Here is a 19191-nt window from a genome sequence, read left to right as displayed (position 1 = left end):
AAATGGAGAATTTTGAAGGGTTTGTTGGTTATGTCATGTTGATTTCCGCTACAGGCGGTCGCTTTCCGCGGGCGAGCGTTAAGCCTCCTCGCTATCCCGCAGGAGTCTTCGTTGTTTCCACTTCAATTCATTTCCAAATGATAAATGCTAATTCGCGGCTTTCAATCACAAAAATAGCATGGCTCATCACGAAGAATGGCCATGCTATATTTTCGTTTTATTTAATTGCTGTTATTGTTCTACCTCTATCGTAACTTCCAATGCCAATTCTACGTTTCCTTGGATGGCTTTGCTGATCATGCAGGTTTTTTCTGCTTTTTCTGCTAGTTTTACGATATGGCGCTCTTCTTTTGCTGTGTAGGAGCTTGGGATGATGATTTTGGGTTTGTGGGTGATTCTTTTATAGGTGAATACGCCATTTGTGACGTCCACCACACCATCTGATTCCATGGTGAGCGAGATGGTTTTGAGGTTTGCTCGTTCAATCATGGCTGCTAGTGAGATGATATAACATGTAGCAGCAGCACCCAGTAGCATTTCGTCTGGATTGGTACCAATGCCAGGCCCATCCATTTCTGGCGGGATTGAGATTTGGGTTTTCAGTTGTCCCGCTTCAATCTCGCCTACCTCGTTTCGTCCTCCTGGCCAGTTTGCCTTTAATTTAAATAGATGTTCTGCCATTAGATGTTCCCCTCTCTAATCTAATCCGTAATGGAAAAGTACTTTTCTGTTGTCGGGTTAAAGGCAAAGCGTTTCAATTTGCCGTCTTTCTTCAATGCAATAATGTATACTTCTTCGCCTGCGTAATTCAACATGGTTTGTCCCAGCTCTCGGTCTTTCACTACGCGTCCACCTTCTGTACGTAGAATGATTTGCTCAGCATCCTCCACTTTGAAGTGCGGGAGATGATTTTTATAGACAAACGGAGCGATCACTAATAATACATAGGCAATCCCGATCAATATATACTTTTTACGGAAGTTGCTCACTTCCACTAATAAAAAGTAACTCACCGCAAAGAATATACCGCCTGCCACCACATAGGCAATCATATTATCTAAACCATTGATAAACAGATAGTCTCTGCCAATAAAATAAAAACTTAAAATCTCTATAATTGCTATCACTAAAATACCTTGTAATAATCGTTTTCTTTTTTCCACATTTCCACCTCTTACAACTAGTTAACTTTATTATGCCATAAGGAGTACCTTGGGGCTATTCAGACAGAAGTTTAGCTATTTCTATAAGACGCTGTGATCTCCCCATTGTTCCAACTAAATGACTTACCCTATGTGAATATGGGCATACTGAAAGAAAAGAGGAGGGATCACCTTGCAAGAAAACAAAAGGAATTATTATCACCTTTTTTTAGCTATTATTGTTCTTGGCTTTATGGTTTGGTCCTTAATTAATCCAAAATCCTATGGCGGCTGGGCTGCGGATGCTGGTCCTTTTGCGCTTATTGTAATCGTTGCTCTTTTTACATATAAAAAATTTACCTTTACTTCTCTTTCCTATACCTTTCTGGCTATTCTTTCCATCCTAGAATTCATCGGCGGACATTACACCTTTCAAGACGAGCCGTTCTTTCATTGGCTAAAAGAGAAGTACGATTTAAAGCGCAACTATTATGACCGCTTAGGCCACTTGATGATGGGATTATCAGCCATCATCTTTCGTGAAGTCTTAATCCGTATTGGACATATTCGAAAAGGGTTTTGGCTCACTTTTTATTGCTTTAGTATTCTGATGATGATTTCTGCACTATATGAAATCGCGGAAATGCTAACCTATAAGATGGTTCAAGGAAAATCATTTGCCAAAGGCTTCCTTGGCTTGCAGGGTGACAAGTGGGATTCGGAATGGGATATGACCATGGCACTTATCGGCACTATTTTAGCACTCCTTATTTTCACCAAATGGCATAATAAATTTCTCCAAAAGAAAAAGGGATCCTCATAAGATCCCTTTTTTTTCGTTTTATGGTTTTAGGATAACTTTAATACATTCATCTTCATGATCATTGAAAATCTTGTATGCTTTATCTGCTTCATCCAATGCAATTTTATGTGTGATGATTTCAGTCGGATCAAACTCACCTTTCGTAATCATATCAAACAGCATTGGCATCATATGAATGACAGGTGCTTGGCCCATTTTCATAATGATGTTTCGTTCAAATAAATTGCCGAGTGGGAATTGATTGTACTTCGCGCCGTACACGCCAGTTACTTGCAGTGTACCAAATTTACGGATAGCTTCCTTCGCAATCTTCAATGCGCTCGTCGTACCACCTTGGATTTTCAGCTTTTGACCAACTGCTTCAAGAGCGTTTTTCTTTCCATCCATGCCGACACAGTCGATGACTACATCTGCTCCACCTTTTGTAATTTCACGAATATATAATCCAGCTTCGTCTTGTTCATCAAAATTGACGATTTCTACATTGTTCATTTTTTTCGCGTGCTGCAGGCGGTACGGTACATGATCGACTGCAATTACTCGCTTAGCACCTTTCATCCATGCAAACTTTTGCGTCATTAAGCCCACAGGTCCGCAGCCTAATACCACGACAGTGTCACCTTTTTTTACGCCACCTGATTCAACACTCCACCAAGCTGTTGGAATGACATCAGATAAAAATAGCAATGCTTCATCTGGAAGCTCACATGATTCAGGAATGACAAACGGCATGAAGTTCCCGTATGGTACATGTAAATATTCCGCTTGTCCGCCCGGATAGTTACCATACCTCTCTGTATAGCCGAAGTAAGCACCCGCATCTACTTCTGGATTTTCGTTGGCATGGTCGCATTGGCTCTCCATTTCATTTTTACAATAGTAGCACTCCCCGCATGATACGTTGAAAGGCAAGATAATACGGTCGCCTTTTTTCACGCGTGTCACGTCAGGTCCCACTTCTTCCACGATCCCCATTGGCTCATGTCCAATCACCATATCTTTTTGAGCTGGCATTGACCCTTTGTAGATATGTAGGTCAGAGCCGCAAATTGCCGTGGAAGTAATGCGAACAATAATATCATCTTTTTTGTGGATAGTTGGATCCTGAACTTCTTTTACTTTCACATCTTCTATTCCTTGAAACGTTACAGCCTTCAAAAAATCATCTCCTCACAATTTGTATAAAGTGAAACCTCACCCTCTATGGAGTGTTAGTTGAACCAATCGGGCTTACGGGAAGTTTATCTCTTCGATTCACTGTCCGTTAATGCAGCATAAAGAATACATTATCCCTATTGTTCCTTCTATAGCCTTTTTGTATGCAGAGATAAACATCTGATTTTTATATAAGCGATGCAACTTTCAATAAAAAAGCCTTCCGCTAAAGCGGAAAGGCTTATGACTTTTCACTATTCTTTTCTTATAAAAGTTTAATCAATTCGTTATTTTGTTTCTTTATATCCTTCAAATGCCTTTCAATAATACTACTTGAAAAGAAAATGAGGATGATGAGTGCTATCCCTACAATCCAGTCCATAGTCTTCTCCTTTTGCCCTTAAGATTTGGTAGACGAGCCTGCCTCTCGAACGAATTCCTCAAACAATACCATCATGGTCTTATCTTTACGCACCATGGATTCAGGATGCCACTGAATGCCCATCACAAATGGATTTCCCTCAAGTTCTACCGCTTCAATCATGCCATCTCGGGCAGTCGCTGTAGTAATCAATCCTTCGGCTAGCTGATTGATCGCCTGATGGTGCAGACTATTGACCATTACAGTTTCCCTGTTTAACAGCTGATGCAGCTTACTGTCTTTATTGATCTGAACCACATGGCTCGTTTTATCACGTTGGATTGTTTGAGAATGCTGCATGGCGCTTTTTCTTTGTGATGGAATGTCTTGAATGACAGTCCCGCCCAATGCTACATTCAAGAGCTGAATTCCGCGGCAAATCGCAAATACAGGCTTCTTCTTTTCTAACACCTTTTTGATCAAATAAAGCTCCGACTCATCGCGTTCTGTATAAAAGAAGCCCAGTTTAGGATGAGGATCTTCATTATAAAAACGTGGATCCACGTCTTCCCCGCCACTAAAAATAAAGCCGTCGCACATATACACATAACGATCCAGTACATCAGAAGGCGCAACAGGCAAAACGATCGGCACGCCTCCCGCTTCCACTATGGCCTTTTGATAATCGTGATGTACATAAGTACCTTCCATATACATCCCCTGTTTTATGTATGAGCTAGTAATACCGATAATTGGTTTTGTCATGGTGAACCTCCTCGAAAGCTGATGAAATTTGTTTCAGTGTATTGCTGAAAACATTAGTACTATATATTCTCTAAGAAAATGGAGAATTCCTTTTTTATTTTGTGCAAAGTCTAATTATTTACTCATTAACTAAATGGAAAATCAACCCAAAGAATGAAAGGTATTTTAAAAATCGTATCGAATACCCTTTATAGAAGGAGGTAGATACTTTGAAACCGACATTTTTAGTTATTGGAACAGATCATTTTTCAAATCAGGATAACGGTAATATGTTTACGTCTAAGACTGAAGGAATATTAACAGATAAAAGGCAGAATGAGATTTCTTATATAGTAGACTGTCTAGAAATATTTAAGCCTACAAAAATAGCATTGGAAGTTTTAATAGAAGCTGAAGAAGAATTAAATCAAGATTACATTGCATATCAGACAGGACATTTTTCTTTATCATCAAATGAAATTCACCAAATTGGGTTTCGATTAGCTAAAAAATGCAATCTTGGAAAAGTGAATGCCGTAGATTGGAATGATGACCAAGACGGGATTCCTGATTTCAGAAAGTTAGCTGAGGATAACAACCAATTAAATATTTTTAATGACATTGAAAAAATAGGGCAAGAATTTATTATGCAGTCAAAACAGCATTATCAAGTCTCCTTAAAAGAATTTTTACTTTGGCATAATGAAGAGGAAAACATCGCAAAAGGGCATGAAGTATATATGAAACTTGCTTTAATCGGTAGTGGGAGTAATTCAGTAGGCGCAGCATGGACAGCAAACTATTGGTATTACCGAAATATGTTAATATTCAAGAATTTAGTGAACTTAATAAACTCCCCAGAAGAACGAATTCTTGTTTTGTACGGTTCGGGACACCTTCACTTGCTCCTACAGTTTTTAAAGGAAAGCAGACTTTTTAACGTTGAAGTAGCTAGTGATTATCTAAGGTAATTCTTTTATTATGTAATGCAGTCACATCATTAAACAACTCGCGTTCCTCAAAATGGCATGTCCATTTTTGATTTAGAAAACTGTTTAACATTAGCTAAGTTTCTTTTCTTATTCATTTATAGAATGAGGGTTTATAATGGCGTTCTTCAAAGAAGAAGTTTATGCTACATATTCTCTAGAAGATTTAGCGAAGGTAAGAGGTGCATTAGCAACAGGAGGCATCAAATATACGTATAAGATAAAAGACTTGCCCTCTGGCTGGTTTGGCCTTGGATCGAGTCGAGGAAGCTTTGGAAATTTCGGGATTGACTCGAAATATCAAACGCAGTATGCCATCTTCGTCAATAAAAAAATGTGGAAGAAGCCAAATATGTCATTCACAAAGCATTATATACATAGGGTACACCCCCACTAAAAAATATGCATGAATTTACAGCACTCAAATTGATTTCCTGTTTAAGCCTAAGACTAAGTTTTAGGATATGACTATATGGGCAATCAATAAGAGTGCTTCTTTTTTTGTGAAAAATAAGAAACATTAAACATATCTGTATTGTTTCTTTGCATGCATCAAATAATACAAAAGTAGAGGCTGATTCCTGAAAATATGTCTCGCACGTTAAAGAATTTAAAAACCAGATACATAACGGTGTCTATTCTAGGAAAAGATAATAATTCGTTTGGGAAAGGAGGTTATCAAATGGATATCTTTTTAGCCATACTTCCCGCTATTTTCTGGGGAAGCATCGTTTTGTTCAATGTTAAGTTAGGTGGAGGTCCATACACGCAAACGTTAGGGACTACATTAGGAGCACTGATTTTTTCAGCTGTGATTTATTTAGTAGTACGACCCGAATTGACGCCGCTTATTTTTATTGTAGGAGTTGTTTCCGGATTATTTTGGGCACTGGGTCAAAGTAATCAGCTAAAATCGATTGACTATATCGGCGTTTCCAAAACAATGCCTATTTCGACTGGTATGCAGCTAGTATCCACAGCTTTGTTTGGCGTCATCGTTTTTCATGAATGGTCAACGGCAAAAACGATTATCTTAGGTGTTTTAGCCCTTATCTTCATTGTGATTGGTATCGTGTTAACGTCACTAGAATCAGGAAAAAATGAAGAACAATCAGGACAATTTAAAAAAGGTGTTTTGACACTGATTGTTTCAACCATCGGATATCTGGTTTATGTAGTAGTTGCTCGCTTGTTTGATGTCAGCGGGTGGTCGGCCTTATTCCCACAAGCCATCGGTATGGTTATTGGAGGATTAATCCTGACATACAAGCATAAACCCTTTAATAAATATGCCATTCGCAATATTATCCCTGGTCTAATCTGGGCGGCAGGAAATATGTTCTTATTCATTTCACAACCTAAAGTGGGTGTTGCCACAAGTTTTTCATTGTCCCAAATGGGAATAGTAATATCAACGCTTGGCGGTATTTTCTTACTAGGAGAAAAAAAGACAAGAACCCAGCTGATTGCTATTTATATCGGGATTGTACTCATCGTTTTAGGTGGAGTCTTCCTTGGATTGGCGAAAAGTTAAGGATGGAATATGAATCAAATTAACACGAGGAGGAATTATTTTGTATACTGATTTAAAAGGTAAAGTAGTTGTCATCACAGGTGGATCAACAGGTTTAGGACGCGCTATGGCCGTTCGTTTTGGACAAGAGCAATCAAAAGTTGTAATTAACTATTACAAAAGTAAAGATGAAGCATTAGAGGTCAAAAAAGAAATAGAAGCAGCAGGCGGACAAGCCATTACTGTTCAAGGTGACGTCACAAAAGAAGAAGACGTCGTAAATCTTGTGCAAACGGCTATTAAAGAATTTGGCACCTTAGACGTTATGATTAATAACGCAGGTGTTGAAAATCCATCACCTTCGCACGAGTTATCCTTAGATAACTGGAACAAAGTATTAGATACAAATTTAACAGGCGCTTTCTTAGGAAGCCGTGAAGCCATCAAGTATTTTGTTGAAAATGATATTAAAGGGAACGTTATTAACATGTCTAGTGTGCATGAAATGATTCCTTGGCCATTATTTGTTCACTATGCAGCAAGTAAAGGCGGTATTAAATTAATGTCTGAAACATTAGCTCTTGAATACGCGCCAAAAGGAATCCGCGTTAATAACATTGGACCAGGTGCCATGAATACGCCAATCAACGCAGAAAAATTTGCTGATCCTGTACAACGTGCTGACGTTGAAAGCATGATTCCAATGGGTTACATCGGTAAGCCAGAGGAAGTAGCATCTGTAGCTGCATTCTTAGCATCCTCAGAAGCAAGCTATGTAACAGGGATTACCCTATTTGTGGATGGCGGTATGACGAAATATCCTTCATTCCAAGCTGGACGAGGCTAAACTATATGTATGTAGGACATGGTATTAAGCCATGTCCTTTTTTCTATCTCACATTCTTTGGCTGATCAACAAAAAGGGACACTATATATCCGCAGTCATTGCAGTATTCCGCTGATATAGGTGATGAGGCTCCTCTTCTTTGTTCGGGAAACATGCGGACCATTTGAACACCTGCACCAAGAAATCCCTTTTTTATATTGATTCCCTTACACTTGGGACATAGTTGTTTTTCTATTTTGCTAACCTCCTCAGAATACATTCATAGGCCAAAATAAGAGAAAAAACAATTAAGACATAAATAACATGGCATAAAGTGTGAACAAGCTAAACGAAAGACCAATTACTACAATTATTCCTATTAGAATGTTCCAGAGAAGATGATATTTTGAACGTTTCTTAATCGCACACCATCCAACCAGAACAGACCAAATCAAAATTGTTAGGGCTCCTGCATATGATAATACGTTCGGATCGCCTGATAATCCGCTGATAGTAAATATAACTCCAAACCATAAAAGGAAAAAACTACCGTATAATTTAAAACTAACCAATCTATTATGACGACGATCCAGTTTCCCAGCATGCGTATATTCAATTACTGATTGTTCGAGAGAAAAATAGCGTTCAATAATACTGGCTGCTTTATTGTATTCTTCTTCCGACACGTGCAATGTACAATACGCCAGTATATCTTTTCCCGTGTTAAAAAGGGTAATCCCTACTTCGTAATTAACCTTTTCTCTTTCTAGAGCTTCATCAATTTCCTTATTCGTATCCTCAGTGCAGGGATAAATTAATTCTCGCACCATTCGTATGCTCCTTAAGATGTAATTTCATTTATCGCTTCATTCTATCACATGCTATGGTGAATTTTAGGGTACTTTTTATGGGTAGGTGTGATATATAATAAAAGGGGATGATTTACCAATATATTTAAATAATACATAATTTCCAACTAACCTAAAGGAGAACAGAAGAAACCATGAAAAAGATCCAAAATATCTGTGCTTTATTAGGAATTGTTTTTATCTTTCTCTATGTATTCTATGTAGGAGGATATTCTACTGGGAACTTCTTTAAATACTATACATTGATCTTAGGATTATCATTTTTAACAATAGATCTTATTCTTTATATGTATTTATACATAACTTCCAAAAACAAAAAATGATGATTTGGCCTTTAGTTATTCTTAAATAAATTTGTCTTATTCTAGAAAAATAAAAACCCAACTATTAAGGAACACTCCAACGAAGAGTTTTGTTATAGTTCGGTTTCTTTTAGTTAAAGATTTTTTTATACTGTTTGATTCATCCGAATCTCAGTACATACATCTATTTATTTATTTACTTATTCAACTCTTCTATAACCACTTGTTTGAAGTTAAATTGTAAATTAGGTTCCAAGTAAATCCTGTTTGAGCAATTGAGCTTCCTTTATAGAAACTTCAAAATAAACTTCGTCTACAAGACTTGCAAGTTCATAAATTACCTCACTTTCCCTGTTAATAAATATACTAGTATAAATATTATTATCAGACTAATATTAATAATAATAAAAATACAACTAAGTGCTACTACCACAAATAAAAGTTTTAAATTATCATTAACCAAGATACCTAATACAAAAATAACAATCGCTACAATTATTGATATATATGAAGTTAAATCATACTTTTTATATTTTTTCTCGCTTCTCTGTTTTAAAATAATTGATAACTCTTTAAATTGACTAGAAAGAGTAAACCCATTCTCCTTTAAATAACAAGATATATAACCTTTTAATTTAGCTTTATCTTTCAACCAATTTAAGTTAATTAAATTATCAACTCTTTTATCAATTTTAAACAATATAATAACTGAGGCTATTTCGAGAAAAATAAACCAATTGCTAATTAGAGGCAATAAAAAGAAGCCTAAAACCATAAAACCAAAGGTTAGAATAAAAATTATGATTGATGGTATTCCTACTACCTTATAACCCTTTCTGTGTATCTTTTTTCTATGTTTTTTATAATCATCTATAAAATTATCAATCATCTATAATTTCCTTCCCTTTCAACCGTTTGCTAATCAGTTTTCTATTTTATATTAAAAATAACCTCTACAAAAAACAGCCTAACTTAAAGAAGATTAAGCTGCTTAAAAAGAAATAGCATTTTTAGTATGAAATGATTTTTACCAGTGTAGTTTATTCCTCAAAATAGTCTCCATCTATCTTAAATACTGTATATTGGTGAGCTACCTCTACCCCCACTCGATATTTCAGCATTAAATCAGTTAACTGGATGCCATCAATTAACACGATACCTTGGTTCTTGGCAAACTCTTTTGCATTTTTAGTATAACGGGAAGTTGTAATAAACACCCCTCTATCTGCATTTACTCCTGCAAGAGCTCCATAAAACGCTTGGATGGCTGATCTTCCAACTACATTATCTTCTTTATATCTCTTTACCTGTATGTATACAGTGCTTGTTCCTAGGGGGTCTTGATTGATAATACCGTCTATCCCTCCATCATTTGATTGGCTGGTTACTTTAGCTTCGCCATTTTCTCCGCTATACCCCATGGCTACTAGTAAATCCACTACTAGCTTTTCAAAAAATATAGGATCGCTCCCACGAACAATATCCAGAAGTTCAATCGCGATTTCATTGTTTATAGTCTGAACTAGGCTCCCAATTTCAATTTTCGGCTTATCATTTTCCTCCACATTTTCAATTGTGGCTCCACCCGTTCTTTCATTACGCAATTTCAATTCATTCATATATTGCATGTATTCAGGACGTTCTTCTAAGACTTTTTTAGTTAATTGATCTCCATAGTTATCTAATAAAAATTCCCCATTTTCATTTATTTTATAAACACCTCTTCTAACACGGTCAACTACATTTGCTTTAGATAGATCACTAAAGGCAAAGCTAAATCGGTTATGTAATATACTTTCGCTATCTGGGTAATTAGGGTATTTCTCTTCCACAATGTGTTGAGGTACATTTAAATAATCACATACCCTCTCTTTAATAACGACGTTGGTCGCCTCTTCCCCATTTTTTATAACTTCTAAAATATAAGGAATTAATGAATCATACGTAGGAATTCCATTTGAAGAGCGTTTTAATTTAGACCAATCATTATTCATAGTTGCCTCCTTGATTAATAGCCCATTTCTCTTTTCTATAAGTAAGTTCTAGTCAAGCTAATTACATGTATTATTTTACCACTCTAAGTCTGGAACTCTATCAATAAACTTATTCCCATCAATCATACCATTTGAGAATAGATCTTCTGCCGTTGCGTATGAAAAAACTGATAATCTTTAAATACCATATCAAAAAGAAGTAACTAGAATTTTCTAGTTACTCCTTTTGTTTCACAATATTTACTCCCATTATTCCGTAAGTTGCATGAATTCATTGATATCCTCAATACATAAATGAATTGCCTTTTCCCAGAAGTCTGGCTTTGTTAGATCAACATTCAAATGCTTTTTCGCCAAATCTTCCACCGTCATACGACCAGTGTCTTGCAAAAGCGCGATATATTCATTTTCAAAATCATTGCCCTGTTCCAAGGCATGTGCATAGATGCCAAGGCTGAACAAATAACCGAATGTATACGGGAAGTTATAAAATGGTGTTCCTGTCTTATGGAAATGTAACTTGGAAGCCCAGAACATTGGATCATATTCATCAAGCGCATCACAATATGCTTCTTTCTGTGCGGTAACCATTAATTCATTGAGCCTTTCTACCGGGACCATGCCATTTTTACGTTCCTCATAAAAGTTTGTTTCAAATAAGAAACGAGCATGAATATTCATAAAGAATGTGATGCCTCGGCGTATTTTATCTTCCAACAATGCTACTTTTTCTTCTTTTGATGTTGCTTGTCGAACTGCTGCATCTGCCAAAATCATTTCGGCAAAAGTCGAGGCAGTTTCTGCCACATTCATAGCGTACCGTTGATTTTGGATTGGCAAATCATTCATCACATGTTGATGGAAACCATGTCCGAGTTCATGGGCCAGTGTCGCGATATTAGATTCTGTTCCTGAATATGTCATAAAGATACGTGTCTGCTTTTTATTTGGAAAGCTTGTACAAAATCCTCCTGGGCGTTTCCCAGCTCGGTCTTCTGCTTCAATCCAGCGATTTTCAAATGCCATTTTTGCAAAATCGGCCATTTGAGGGCTAAACTTCTGGAATTGCTCGATGATCCGATTAGCTCCTTGGGTGTAAGATACTTTTGTTTCACTTTTTCCGAGAGGGGCGCCAATATCATACATACTCAGTTTTTCCACACCAAGTAACTTTGCTTTTCTATTTAAAAATGCTACAAATGGTTCTTTATTCTGCTCAATCGCTGTCCACATGGCATCAAGCGTTTCTTTTTGCATTCGATTATTTTCCAGTGGTTCTCTTAATACATCATTCCATCCACGATGTTTATATATTTGTAGTCGGAATCCAGCCAGATGATTTAATGATTGCCCAAACAATGGAGCATTTCTCTGCCACTCCTGTTGGATTAAATCAAATGTCTTCTTCCGTACATGGTGGTCAGAATTGGACATCATATTGGATGCTTGTCCCATTGAATACTGTTTACTTTCACCCTTCTCCTCCACAGTGACAAACATACTGCCAACAATCGTATCGTACATCTGGTTCCATGCATGATAGCCATCAACAGCCAAATCATTGATTAATACTTCTTGATCTATCGGCAACATTTCTTTTGCCTTACGTCTTGCTTCGCTGAGTGAAAAAGCAATCTCTTTTAATTCTTGAGACTGCATCGTTTGTGCCCAAGCCTCTTCTTTAATATCTTTTAGCTTTTGATTTAGTTTAGAGCTTACTGTCCCCATTTTTGCAGCTAAATCCCCGGACTTGGCTACTAATACTGCTGCATCTGAATCATTTACATCTTGTGCGCTAAGGCAGCCAATATAAGCAAAGACATCGCGCAATTGTTTCTGTAATGGTCCCAACTGATTGAGGATTACTACCAAATCATTTGCCGAAGCTTTTGCAGGATTAAACAGTTCGATACTTTCATCTACCTTCGATATTTCTTTCGTTAATTTTGATATGGTCTCTTTTAAGCTCAGAGATTGACTTCCCCCAGTAAAAATCTGATCCAAATCCCAAGTTTGTATGTATTCTTTTGTTTGCTCCATTTCATTCTCCTCCTTTGAATGTATATTCTAATTATACAGAAATTTCTGGAAAACTACTAAAAGTAAGCTTATTTCAGAATGCTAGAATATGCTTTCAGCCGAATTCGGGATATTTACCACCGCTCAGCACATATTTACAACCGTTCTCACAAGTTTTACAACTCTCCCCCTCTATTTACAATCGCAAAATGAAGTTGTGCCCCCGCTACGCTAGCTTCAGTATGTGCAGCAATACTTGTTAGGGAAAAGGAATCCTGGAAATCCTTCCATTCTCCAACACACCTTGAAAACAACTGCGAAATTTGTTGTAATAAGGAGAAATGACCGCTTGGAGGGGTTACAATGGAAAATGAAATTAAAGCACCAGAAATGCGGTTAATAAAAGAAGCCGTGCCCGCCCTGCGCTGGGGATCGGCGATTTCACATACGATTTCGCTTGGTGTAGTTGCCTTTTTGTATGGTATAGCAACCTATTTCTCGTGGTGGAATTGGGTGAGTTGGGTACTGTTTGTATTAGCAGAATTGATTCTGTTGTCTGCGATTTGGTCTGTGGGGCTACGTCCTGTTTTCTTAGTACGCCATTTCCGCTATGGCATCGACGAGGACTTTTTACAGCTAAAAACAGGAGCATTTTACGAGAGCCATGAATTGGTGCCGATGGCAAAGATTCAAGCTGTTTCAATGAATCAGGGACCAATTTTACGTAAATTTGGCCTGTATTCACTTGCTATTGAGACGATGGGATCGGGCCATGAAATTCCGGCTCTGCCAAAGGATACAGCAGTTGAAGTTCGAAACCAGATTGCACGGATGGCAAAAATCAAGGAAGTGGATGATTAATGGATATGAAACACTACCACCCACTGACAGTACTTTTTGATATCATTGGTTTTTTTAAGAACTTTGGAATTCTTGCTGTGATTCTCTTTTTAAATAAAGGCTCAGATTCTACCTTTTTCCATATTATGGGCTGGGTTTTGCTTGTCTCTTTTGTCTACACAGTAGTCGCAAGCATATGGAAACTGTTTACGAATCGATACGGCACAGATGAACGGGCGTTTCATCTGAAATCGGGCATATTTGAAAAGACAGAACGCACGATCAATTATGAAAAAATCCAGAACGTACAACGATATACATCCTTTTTGCATAAACTATTGCGTATGACTTCCATCACTTTTGAAACAGGCACATCAGGTGTGAATGCGAATGTTCCCTTTCCCGTGCTGACCCGGTCAGAAGCAGATCGATTAGAAAGTTTGGTGAAAAGGACTAGCCATCCGGTGTCCCAAAATATGAATGATGAACCACAACCCGATGGTGGCCGCTGGAACGAAACAGAGCGAGTAATTCATTTTACGCCGACACACCAAGATCTTGTGAAGGCATCATTTACCTCACTCAGTTTCCTATTCTTCCTCGCCATTGCTTCTTCATTATTAGCAAAAATCGGTGCACTTTTTCATCTTGAAGACACGGCAGAAGGTTGGGTCGAGTCAATTCTATCATCTGGATGGATGATTGCAGGATTCCTAGCGATCGTAATTATGCTATCTATCAGTGTGGGCATTCTTATCACGTTCGTGAAGTATGGAAAGTATGAAATTGCTTCTGATGACAAACGGATTTATATTTCAAAAGGGGTATTGGATGAAACAGCTTTTTCGATTGCGAAAGACCGTGTGCAAGCTGTGGAAATTACACAATCGTTTATGAAACGGTTGCTCGGACTAGCAGAAGTGAAGTTGATTAGCATAGGAGACCTCGGGGATGATGACAACGAAGTCAGCACACTCTATCCATTTTTGCCTATGCAACGAACATATTCGATCATTTCCGAATTGCTGCCAGACTATGAAGTGTGCCAACACATGAAGAAGCTGCCGCGCAAATCATTGGCCACCCGACTCCTAAAACCATATTGGTTCTGGCTGATTGCAACTATCCTTCTTGTGTATTTCAAACCTGCATTGTTGGACTTTACATATGGTTGGGCAATCGCATCTGCCGTTTTGCTAGCCTTCATAATAGCCAGGCGGTTGATTGTTTATCACAACACACGTTATGCGCTTACGGGCAGTCAAATTCAACTAAGCCAAGGAATGTTCGAAAAAACAACGTTCATCACACGGCGCGACAAAATTGCTGAAGTGTCAGTGAAACGATCAAAATTGCAGCAATGGATGGGTCTTGCCACAATCGGCTTTATCAACCGAGCAAAACCCGTGCGATACGAATCCCTATCAGACATACCAATCCAAGATGCAAAACGATTTTACCAATGGTATGCGAAAAGAGTTACAGAAGTTCTCTTAAAATAAACGTTTAATCACACGAGATATCGCGAGGACACCTGGGATTATAGCTATTGAAAAGCTACGATTGTTTTCCAACTATGCAAAAAAAGGATAGCCACTTAAGCGGCTATCCTTCTTTATTATTTCGCTTTTCCATAAGGAATCGCTGCTTCCTCAGAGGTAAAGTAACCATTCCTTCCATACTTAATATTGAGTGTGCCGCCATTATCGTCTAGGCTTGTTGTAATTTTAAAAGAGCCATCTTTGCGGATTTGCTCTCTTCTCACCTCTGCCCTGCCATACCCAGCGTAAACGACATCTCCGCGTGTCACATTCTTTACAAGAATATAATCGCTTTGATTTTTTCTGTTATAGAATACAACGTCTTTACTTGTTAGTTTTGGCGTGACCTGGGTTTCTTTTGGATCGACTTTGTAGTGAATTCGGTTACTAGTATGTCCCAATTTATTTGTAAATTCGACATATAGGTCTTTCGATTTGATCGCTAGCGGAAATCGAGTGGACCCCAAATAATATTTATCTTTTGGTTTTTGAGTAAATGTTTGGAATGGCTCGGTACCCTCTTTTGAGTCATATAATTTTAACGTAATAGGGAAGTATTGGTCTTCCGGTATTTGGAATCCAAGGAAATTTGTCTTATCAAGGTAATACAACATGTTCTTTGTTAAGGTTAGATTTTCCTTTGTTGAAGAGTAGTTATCTGTTACTTTATAGCGCCGGATTCTTTGATTATAATATTTATTCGTTTCATGGATATCCACATCTAGTGCTGATATATATTGTCCTTTAATCTCGGGAAGAATCACCAGTTTTAAATAAGGCTTTTTTGTTAGAGGCAATGTAAACTGATAACGTTTTTTCCCCGTTGCTTTCACTTCTCCTAATTTGACTAGGTTATTAGCGGCAGCCCTCCAAAGATTAGTAGTTACACGTGGTGGCTCAAATGAATAAATGGTGTACTTTGAGAATTTGTCTTCATTGCCCATGCCATCCCATTTGAGTTTTCCCGCATAGATACCAGCTTCTTTATTGATATCTTTGAAGGAACGGTTCTTCGGATAATTCTCCATTATTTTGGCTGTATTAGAAAGTGGTACAACGATTGGATCTTTCGAAATCCTGTTTCCTTCAATCGCAAAGATTTTTAATGATTTGGCTTTTGCCGGAAGTTTTGGCATTCGAATCACTTTGTTTTTGAATGTAACTGACATGACGCCTAGTTTTTCAATCGTTTTTCCGTTTTTATCGGCATAAGATATGAACACTTTAAAGGAGCGATCATGTGAAATCATCGAAATCGTTTTTCGCGGATTAATTCTGACATTGAACCCCTCTGGAAATTTTACGGAAGCGCTGCGTGTTAACTTCTCATTGTTGATATTGTCAATAACCGGGTATTTATAAGGGTCATAACTAGTTTCGTAGTATTTCCCTGAGTTATCACGAGCGTAATAAGTCCTAAAATATAATGTTTCATTTTTTGGGAGCTTTGTATTTTTAGGAATGGTATAGACAAAACGGTAATCATTGTGGCGGTAGCCAGTATACGTTTTGAATGGTTTTGTTGACCCATTATTTAAGAAGAGCTTAAATTGCATGGGATCGTTTCCTGGATTATCTTCCTCATCATACCAGTCCGACTTGCTCCAATTAAAAATAAAGTTTCCTGATATTTCACCCATATCGCCGTCTGTATCGGCAATTAATCCTTGGGTAGGGAATGTTGTTGCGGAAGCTGGTAGCTGTGCTTCGATGAAAAGTATTACTAGGAGACTGGTTAAACCTAATACATATTTAATATACTTCAACTTTTTACACCCTCTCTCATTTATTACCATTCATTATAAAGAAAAATCCTTTCTATGTAATTGAAAAATACAAAAATATTGCTAAATATATACTAGATTGTGGTATTTTTCGACAACTTTAGCGTTTTATATTTAGCAAAAAAACACGATATAAAGGCATTATGACGCTAACACGGGAGCCTATTGCCGAAGTTCAAGTGACCCTGCTCCGAATCCCTCTAGCGAAAGGTTCTTTAACCATGAACGATCTATCAAATGGGTGGTGTAACTCTTTTGATCCCAAACTATACTATTTCAAAAAAATCAGAAAAGATGGATTCATAAAATATTTTATCCATCTTTTTTTGTTATTTACTATACACCTTTGAGTATGTTTCTTTTCTCATCTATTTCGATTCAAGATATTTAAATTGTACTGATTGTTAATACAAACATGCATGTTATAACATTCACGTTTATTTTGATGCCTGGCACTGAAGAATTAGACATACAATAGCTGTTTTGCAATGGGTTAAGAACTTATAGTGCGTTATAATCAGTAGAAATATTAAATGGAAGGTGATTCATATGTTGAATAAAGATTTTTATAGAGGTGAGAATTTTTGGAGTGAAAAACCGAAAAATAATCGTATCGACTATCCGATTAACGACGAAATAATAAGAAGAGCTGAAAATAGTTTGGATGTTCACTTCCCATCATCCTTTATTCAACTGATGAAAGAGCAAAATGGCGGTGAATTAAACTTTCCTTATTACACAGAATCCAAAGACGCACTTCCTAGCATAGAGCCAATTCATTTTGAAAAAGATGATATAAGTATATTATCTTCTAAAGAGCTTCTAGAAGAAGCAGAACTTCCACAAGGATTAATTGTTCTTTGGACAGACTTTCATGAATGGCTCGTTCTAGACTATCGAAAGGAAAAGGAACACCCAACTGTTGTATGTATAGTGGAGAACTATTTTTCAGATGAAGAAGAATGGGAATTTCATAAAATTGCGGACACTTTTGATGACTTTTTACATCAACTATTTCGGATAAGTTCTAAAAGAGTAAAGAACAAAAAGTAGATGGATAATAAGACTATTCATTAAAATCAACCATATAATTTCCCCCCCAAAAAAGTAAAGCATAAACATTCCAAAAGGAAAATTTATGCTTTACATCACATAATATACCACAAATGCCGGTATTTTAAGTATGGAGACGGTGGGAGTCGAACCCACGTCCAAAGACACTGTAACTCAAGCTACTACGCGTGTAGTTTGTCTATTTGCAGATTCGCGCAAGCATTATGCCGACAAACAGGCGTCCTGTGCGCTAACTTGGAAGTCTCTTGCTGCTAGCTCAAGTGGCACTAGCAACCGTATCCCACTAAAGTTGAGCCCGGCTACGCTACATGGGCGATAGAGCAGTCAGGCAGTTTCGAGCTTACGCTGCGAAAGCTAAGTTGTTGTTTGTTTTGCCAGTTATTATATAACTTCCGTTGTTGACGAAGCCGAGACCTCCGACGCGCAACTCAAGTCCAAGTCATCCCTGTCGAATCCGTAACGTCCCCTTAATATAGGTTCCGTCTATTCTCCCAAGTAGAACTTGCAGAGGCGGAAAACCATTAAGGTGCTGAATAAACAGCTGTTTCGGAATAGTATGAGGACATACTATGAACTGGCATTGCTATAGTGATAGTATATGATAAATCGTGCTGAAATTCAAGTCATACGCTTTTAGCATCGGCTCTTGAAATGTTTCTCATCAAGGCCGGAATTAGAGTATAGTACAGCTTCTACTCACCTTCAAGCGGTAAATTTTAGAATTGATTTTTCGCTTTGACGGCACGAGCCATTTCGCGGTTTGCTTCTTTTTTCTTCAAGTCTGCACGTTTATCGTAGTTTTTCTTACCTTTACCTAGACCTATCAAGATTTTGGCGTATCCATCCTTTATGTACATTTTTAGCGGTACAATGGTATAGCCATCACGTTTAACATCGACTCGCAGCTGGTTGATTTGTTTCTTGTGCAACAGCAATTTGCGGACGCGCAACGGGTCATGGTTGAAGATGTTCCCTTGTTCATATGTGTTGATATGCATGTTGGAAATCCATGCTTCGCCGTTACGGATCAGGATAAAGGAATCCTTCAATTGCACTTTCCCCTGGCGGATGGACTTGATTTCTGTGCCGTTTAAGACAAGGCCTGCTTCGATGGTTTCTTCAATAAAGTAATCGAATCCGGCTTTTTTATTTTGTGCTAATACTTTTCCAGAACCTTTTGGCATAGTAACTCACCTCTATAAAATATGGATGCGA

At 37.6% G+C, this 19191-nt stretch carries 19 protein-coding genes and 1 other RNA gene; 9 read left to right on the top strand and 11 right to left on the bottom strand.

Going from position 1 to position 19191, the window contains the following annotated elements; genetic code table 11:
- Nucleotides 1-2 precede the first annotated feature (2 nt).
- A complete protein-coding gene (locus tag RST01_RS09815; protein WP_147196358.1) occupies nucleotides 3-254 on the top strand; it encodes a hypothetical protein in 252 nt (83 codons plus the stop codon).
- On the opposite strand, the gene RST01_RS09810 is transcribed toward RST01_RS09815, so the two are convergent.
- Both RST01_RS09810 and RST01_RS09805 read right to left on the bottom strand, forming a co-directional pair.
- Nucleotides 232-681 carry an OsmC family protein gene (locus tag RST01_RS09810; RefSeq protein ID WP_147196356.1) on the bottom strand — a complete coding sequence of 150 codons (450 nt, stop codon included), beginning with the start codon at nucleotides 679-681 and terminating at the stop codon, nucleotides 232-234. The genes RST01_RS09815 and RST01_RS09810 overlap by 23 nt on opposite strands.
- A 20-nt stretch (nucleotides 682-701) precedes the next feature.
- Nucleotides 702-1163, bottom strand: coding sequence for a hypothetical protein (locus tag RST01_RS09805; RefSeq protein WP_066789338.1), 462 nt, complete (start codon nucleotides 1161-1163; stop codon nucleotides 702-704).
- A 172-nt stretch (nucleotides 1164-1335) separates the two neighbouring features.
- On the opposite strand from RST01_RS09805, the gene RST01_RS09800 reads away from it, so the two are divergent.
- Nucleotides 1336-1965 carry a DUF2238 domain-containing protein gene (locus RST01_RS09800; RefSeq protein WP_244946693.1) on the top strand — a complete coding sequence of 210 codons (630 nt, stop codon included), beginning with the start codon at nucleotides 1336-1338 and terminating at the stop codon, nucleotides 1963-1965.
- A gap of 18 nt (nucleotides 1966-1983) precedes the next feature.
- On the opposite strand, the gene RST01_RS09795 is transcribed toward RST01_RS09800, so the two are convergent.
- Together RST01_RS09795 and RST01_RS09790 are read right to left on the bottom strand one after the other, a co-directional pair.
- A complete protein-coding gene (locus RST01_RS09795; protein WP_147196354.1) occupies nucleotides 1984-3123 on the bottom strand; it encodes a zinc-dependent alcohol dehydrogenase in 1140 nt (379 codons plus the stop codon).
- 397 nt (nucleotides 3124-3520) lie between these two features.
- Complete coding sequence (locus tag RST01_RS09790; protein ID WP_147196352.1) at nucleotides 3521-4246, bottom strand: gamma-glutamyl-gamma-aminobutyrate hydrolase family protein; 726 nt, start codon at nucleotides 4244-4246, stop codon at nucleotides 3521-3523.
- A gap of 209 nt (nucleotides 4247-4455) precedes the next feature.
- Between RST01_RS09790 and RST01_RS09785 the strand changes: the two genes are divergently transcribed.
- The 4 genes from RST01_RS09785 (at nucleotide 4456) to gdh (ending at nucleotide 7574) form a co-directional block, all read left to right on the top strand.
- Nucleotides 4456-5196, top strand: a complete 741-nt coding sequence (locus tag RST01_RS09785) for a DUF5694 domain-containing protein (RefSeq protein ID WP_147196350.1) — start codon at nucleotides 4456-4458, stop codon at nucleotides 5194-5196.
- A gap of 136 nt (nucleotides 5197-5332) precedes the next feature.
- Nucleotides 5333-5611 carry a hypothetical protein gene (locus RST01_RS09780; protein ID WP_147196348.1) on the top strand — a complete coding sequence of 93 codons (279 nt, stop codon included), beginning with the start codon at nucleotides 5333-5335 and terminating at the stop codon, nucleotides 5609-5611.
- A 285-nt stretch (nucleotides 5612-5896) separates the two neighbouring features.
- The gene (locus tag RST01_RS09775) at nucleotides 5897-6748 is read left to right on the top strand and encodes a GRP family sugar transporter (protein WP_147196346.1); all 852 of its coding nucleotides are present in this window, start codon (nucleotides 5897-5899) and stop codon (nucleotides 6746-6748) included.
- A gap of 40 nt (nucleotides 6749-6788) precedes the next feature.
- Nucleotides 6789-7574: a glucose 1-dehydrogenase gene (gene gdh, locus RST01_RS09770; RefSeq protein ID WP_147196344.1), complete on the top strand. Its 786-nt coding sequence runs from the start codon at nucleotides 6789-6791 to the stop codon at nucleotides 7572-7574.
- A gap of 287 nt (nucleotides 7575-7861) precedes the next feature.
- Here gdh and RST01_RS09765 read toward each other — a convergent pair whose 3' ends face one another.
- The 4 genes from RST01_RS09765 to RST01_RS09750 all read right to left on the bottom strand — a co-directional run bounded on the left by RST01_RS09765 (nucleotide 7862) and on the right by RST01_RS09750 (nucleotide 12758).
- On the bottom strand, nucleotides 7862-8383 hold the full coding sequence (locus tag RST01_RS09765) for a hypothetical protein (RefSeq protein ID WP_147196342.1): 522 nt from the start codon (nucleotides 8381-8383) through the stop codon (nucleotides 7862-7864).
- Between the two features lie 678 nt (nucleotides 8384-9061).
- Complete coding sequence (locus RST01_RS09760; protein ID WP_147196340.1) at nucleotides 9062-9613, bottom strand: hypothetical protein; 552 nt, start codon at nucleotides 9611-9613, stop codon at nucleotides 9062-9064.
- Between the two features lie 151 nt (nucleotides 9614-9764).
- Complete coding sequence (locus RST01_RS09755) at nucleotides 9765-10718, bottom strand: restriction endonuclease (protein WP_147196338.1); 954 nt, start codon at nucleotides 10716-10718, stop codon at nucleotides 9765-9767.
- A 249-nt stretch (nucleotides 10719-10967) separates the two neighbouring features.
- Nucleotides 10968-12758: a M3 family oligoendopeptidase gene (locus RST01_RS09750; protein ID WP_147196336.1), complete on the bottom strand. Its 1791-nt coding sequence runs from the start codon at nucleotides 12756-12758 to the stop codon at nucleotides 10968-10970.
- 342 nt (nucleotides 12759-13100) lie between these two features.
- Here RST01_RS09750 and RST01_RS09745 point away from each other — a divergent pair, with 342 nt between their 5' ends.
- Both RST01_RS09745 and RST01_RS09740 read left to right on the top strand, forming a co-directional pair.
- Nucleotides 13101-13598 (top strand): PH domain-containing protein, encoded by a 498-nt coding sequence (locus tag RST01_RS09745; protein ID WP_147196334.1) that lies wholly within the window; start codon nucleotides 13101-13103, stop codon nucleotides 13596-13598.
- Nucleotides 13598-15079, top strand: a complete 1482-nt coding sequence (locus tag RST01_RS09740; protein ID WP_147196332.1) for a PH domain-containing protein — start codon at nucleotides 13598-13600, stop codon at nucleotides 15077-15079. The genes RST01_RS09745 and RST01_RS09740 overlap by 1 nt, the downstream gene beginning before the upstream one ends.
- 116 nt (nucleotides 15080-15195) lie before the next feature.
- Here RST01_RS09740 and RST01_RS09735 read toward each other — a convergent pair whose 3' ends face one another.
- The gene (locus RST01_RS09735; RefSeq protein ID WP_147196330.1) at nucleotides 15196-16884 is read right to left on the bottom strand and encodes a hypothetical protein; all 1689 of its coding nucleotides are present in this window, start codon (nucleotides 16882-16884) and stop codon (nucleotides 15196-15198) included.
- 567 nt (nucleotides 16885-17451) lie between these two features.
- On the opposite strand from RST01_RS09735, the gene RST01_RS09730 reads away from it, so the two are divergent.
- Entirely contained in the window at nucleotides 17452-17955 is a 504-nt protein-coding gene (locus RST01_RS09730; RefSeq protein WP_244946692.1) for an SMI1/KNR4 family protein, read from the top strand.
- A gap of 128 nt (nucleotides 17956-18083) precedes the next feature.
- Here RST01_RS09730 and ssrA read toward each other — a convergent pair.
- Together ssrA and smpB are read right to left on the bottom strand one after the other, a co-directional pair.
- Nucleotides 18084-18443, bottom strand: a transfer-messenger RNA (tmRNA) gene (ssrA, locus tag RST01_RS09725).
- A gap of 249 nt (nucleotides 18444-18692) precedes the next feature.
- Complete coding sequence (smpB, locus tag RST01_RS09720; protein ID WP_147196328.1) at nucleotides 18693-19160, bottom strand: SsrA-binding protein SmpB; 468 nt, start codon at nucleotides 19158-19160, stop codon at nucleotides 18693-18695.
- Nucleotides 19161-19191 lie beyond the last annotated feature (31 nt).

It is taken from the genome of Rummeliibacillus stabekisii (assembly GCF_007988965.1).
In the GTDB taxonomy this organism is placed as follows: domain Bacteria; phylum Bacillota; class Bacilli; order Bacillales_A; family Planococcaceae; genus Rummeliibacillus; species Rummeliibacillus stabekisii.
The sequence above is the reverse complement of the archived record's forward strand: the minus strand, read 5'-3'. Positions and strand labels throughout refer to the sequence as shown.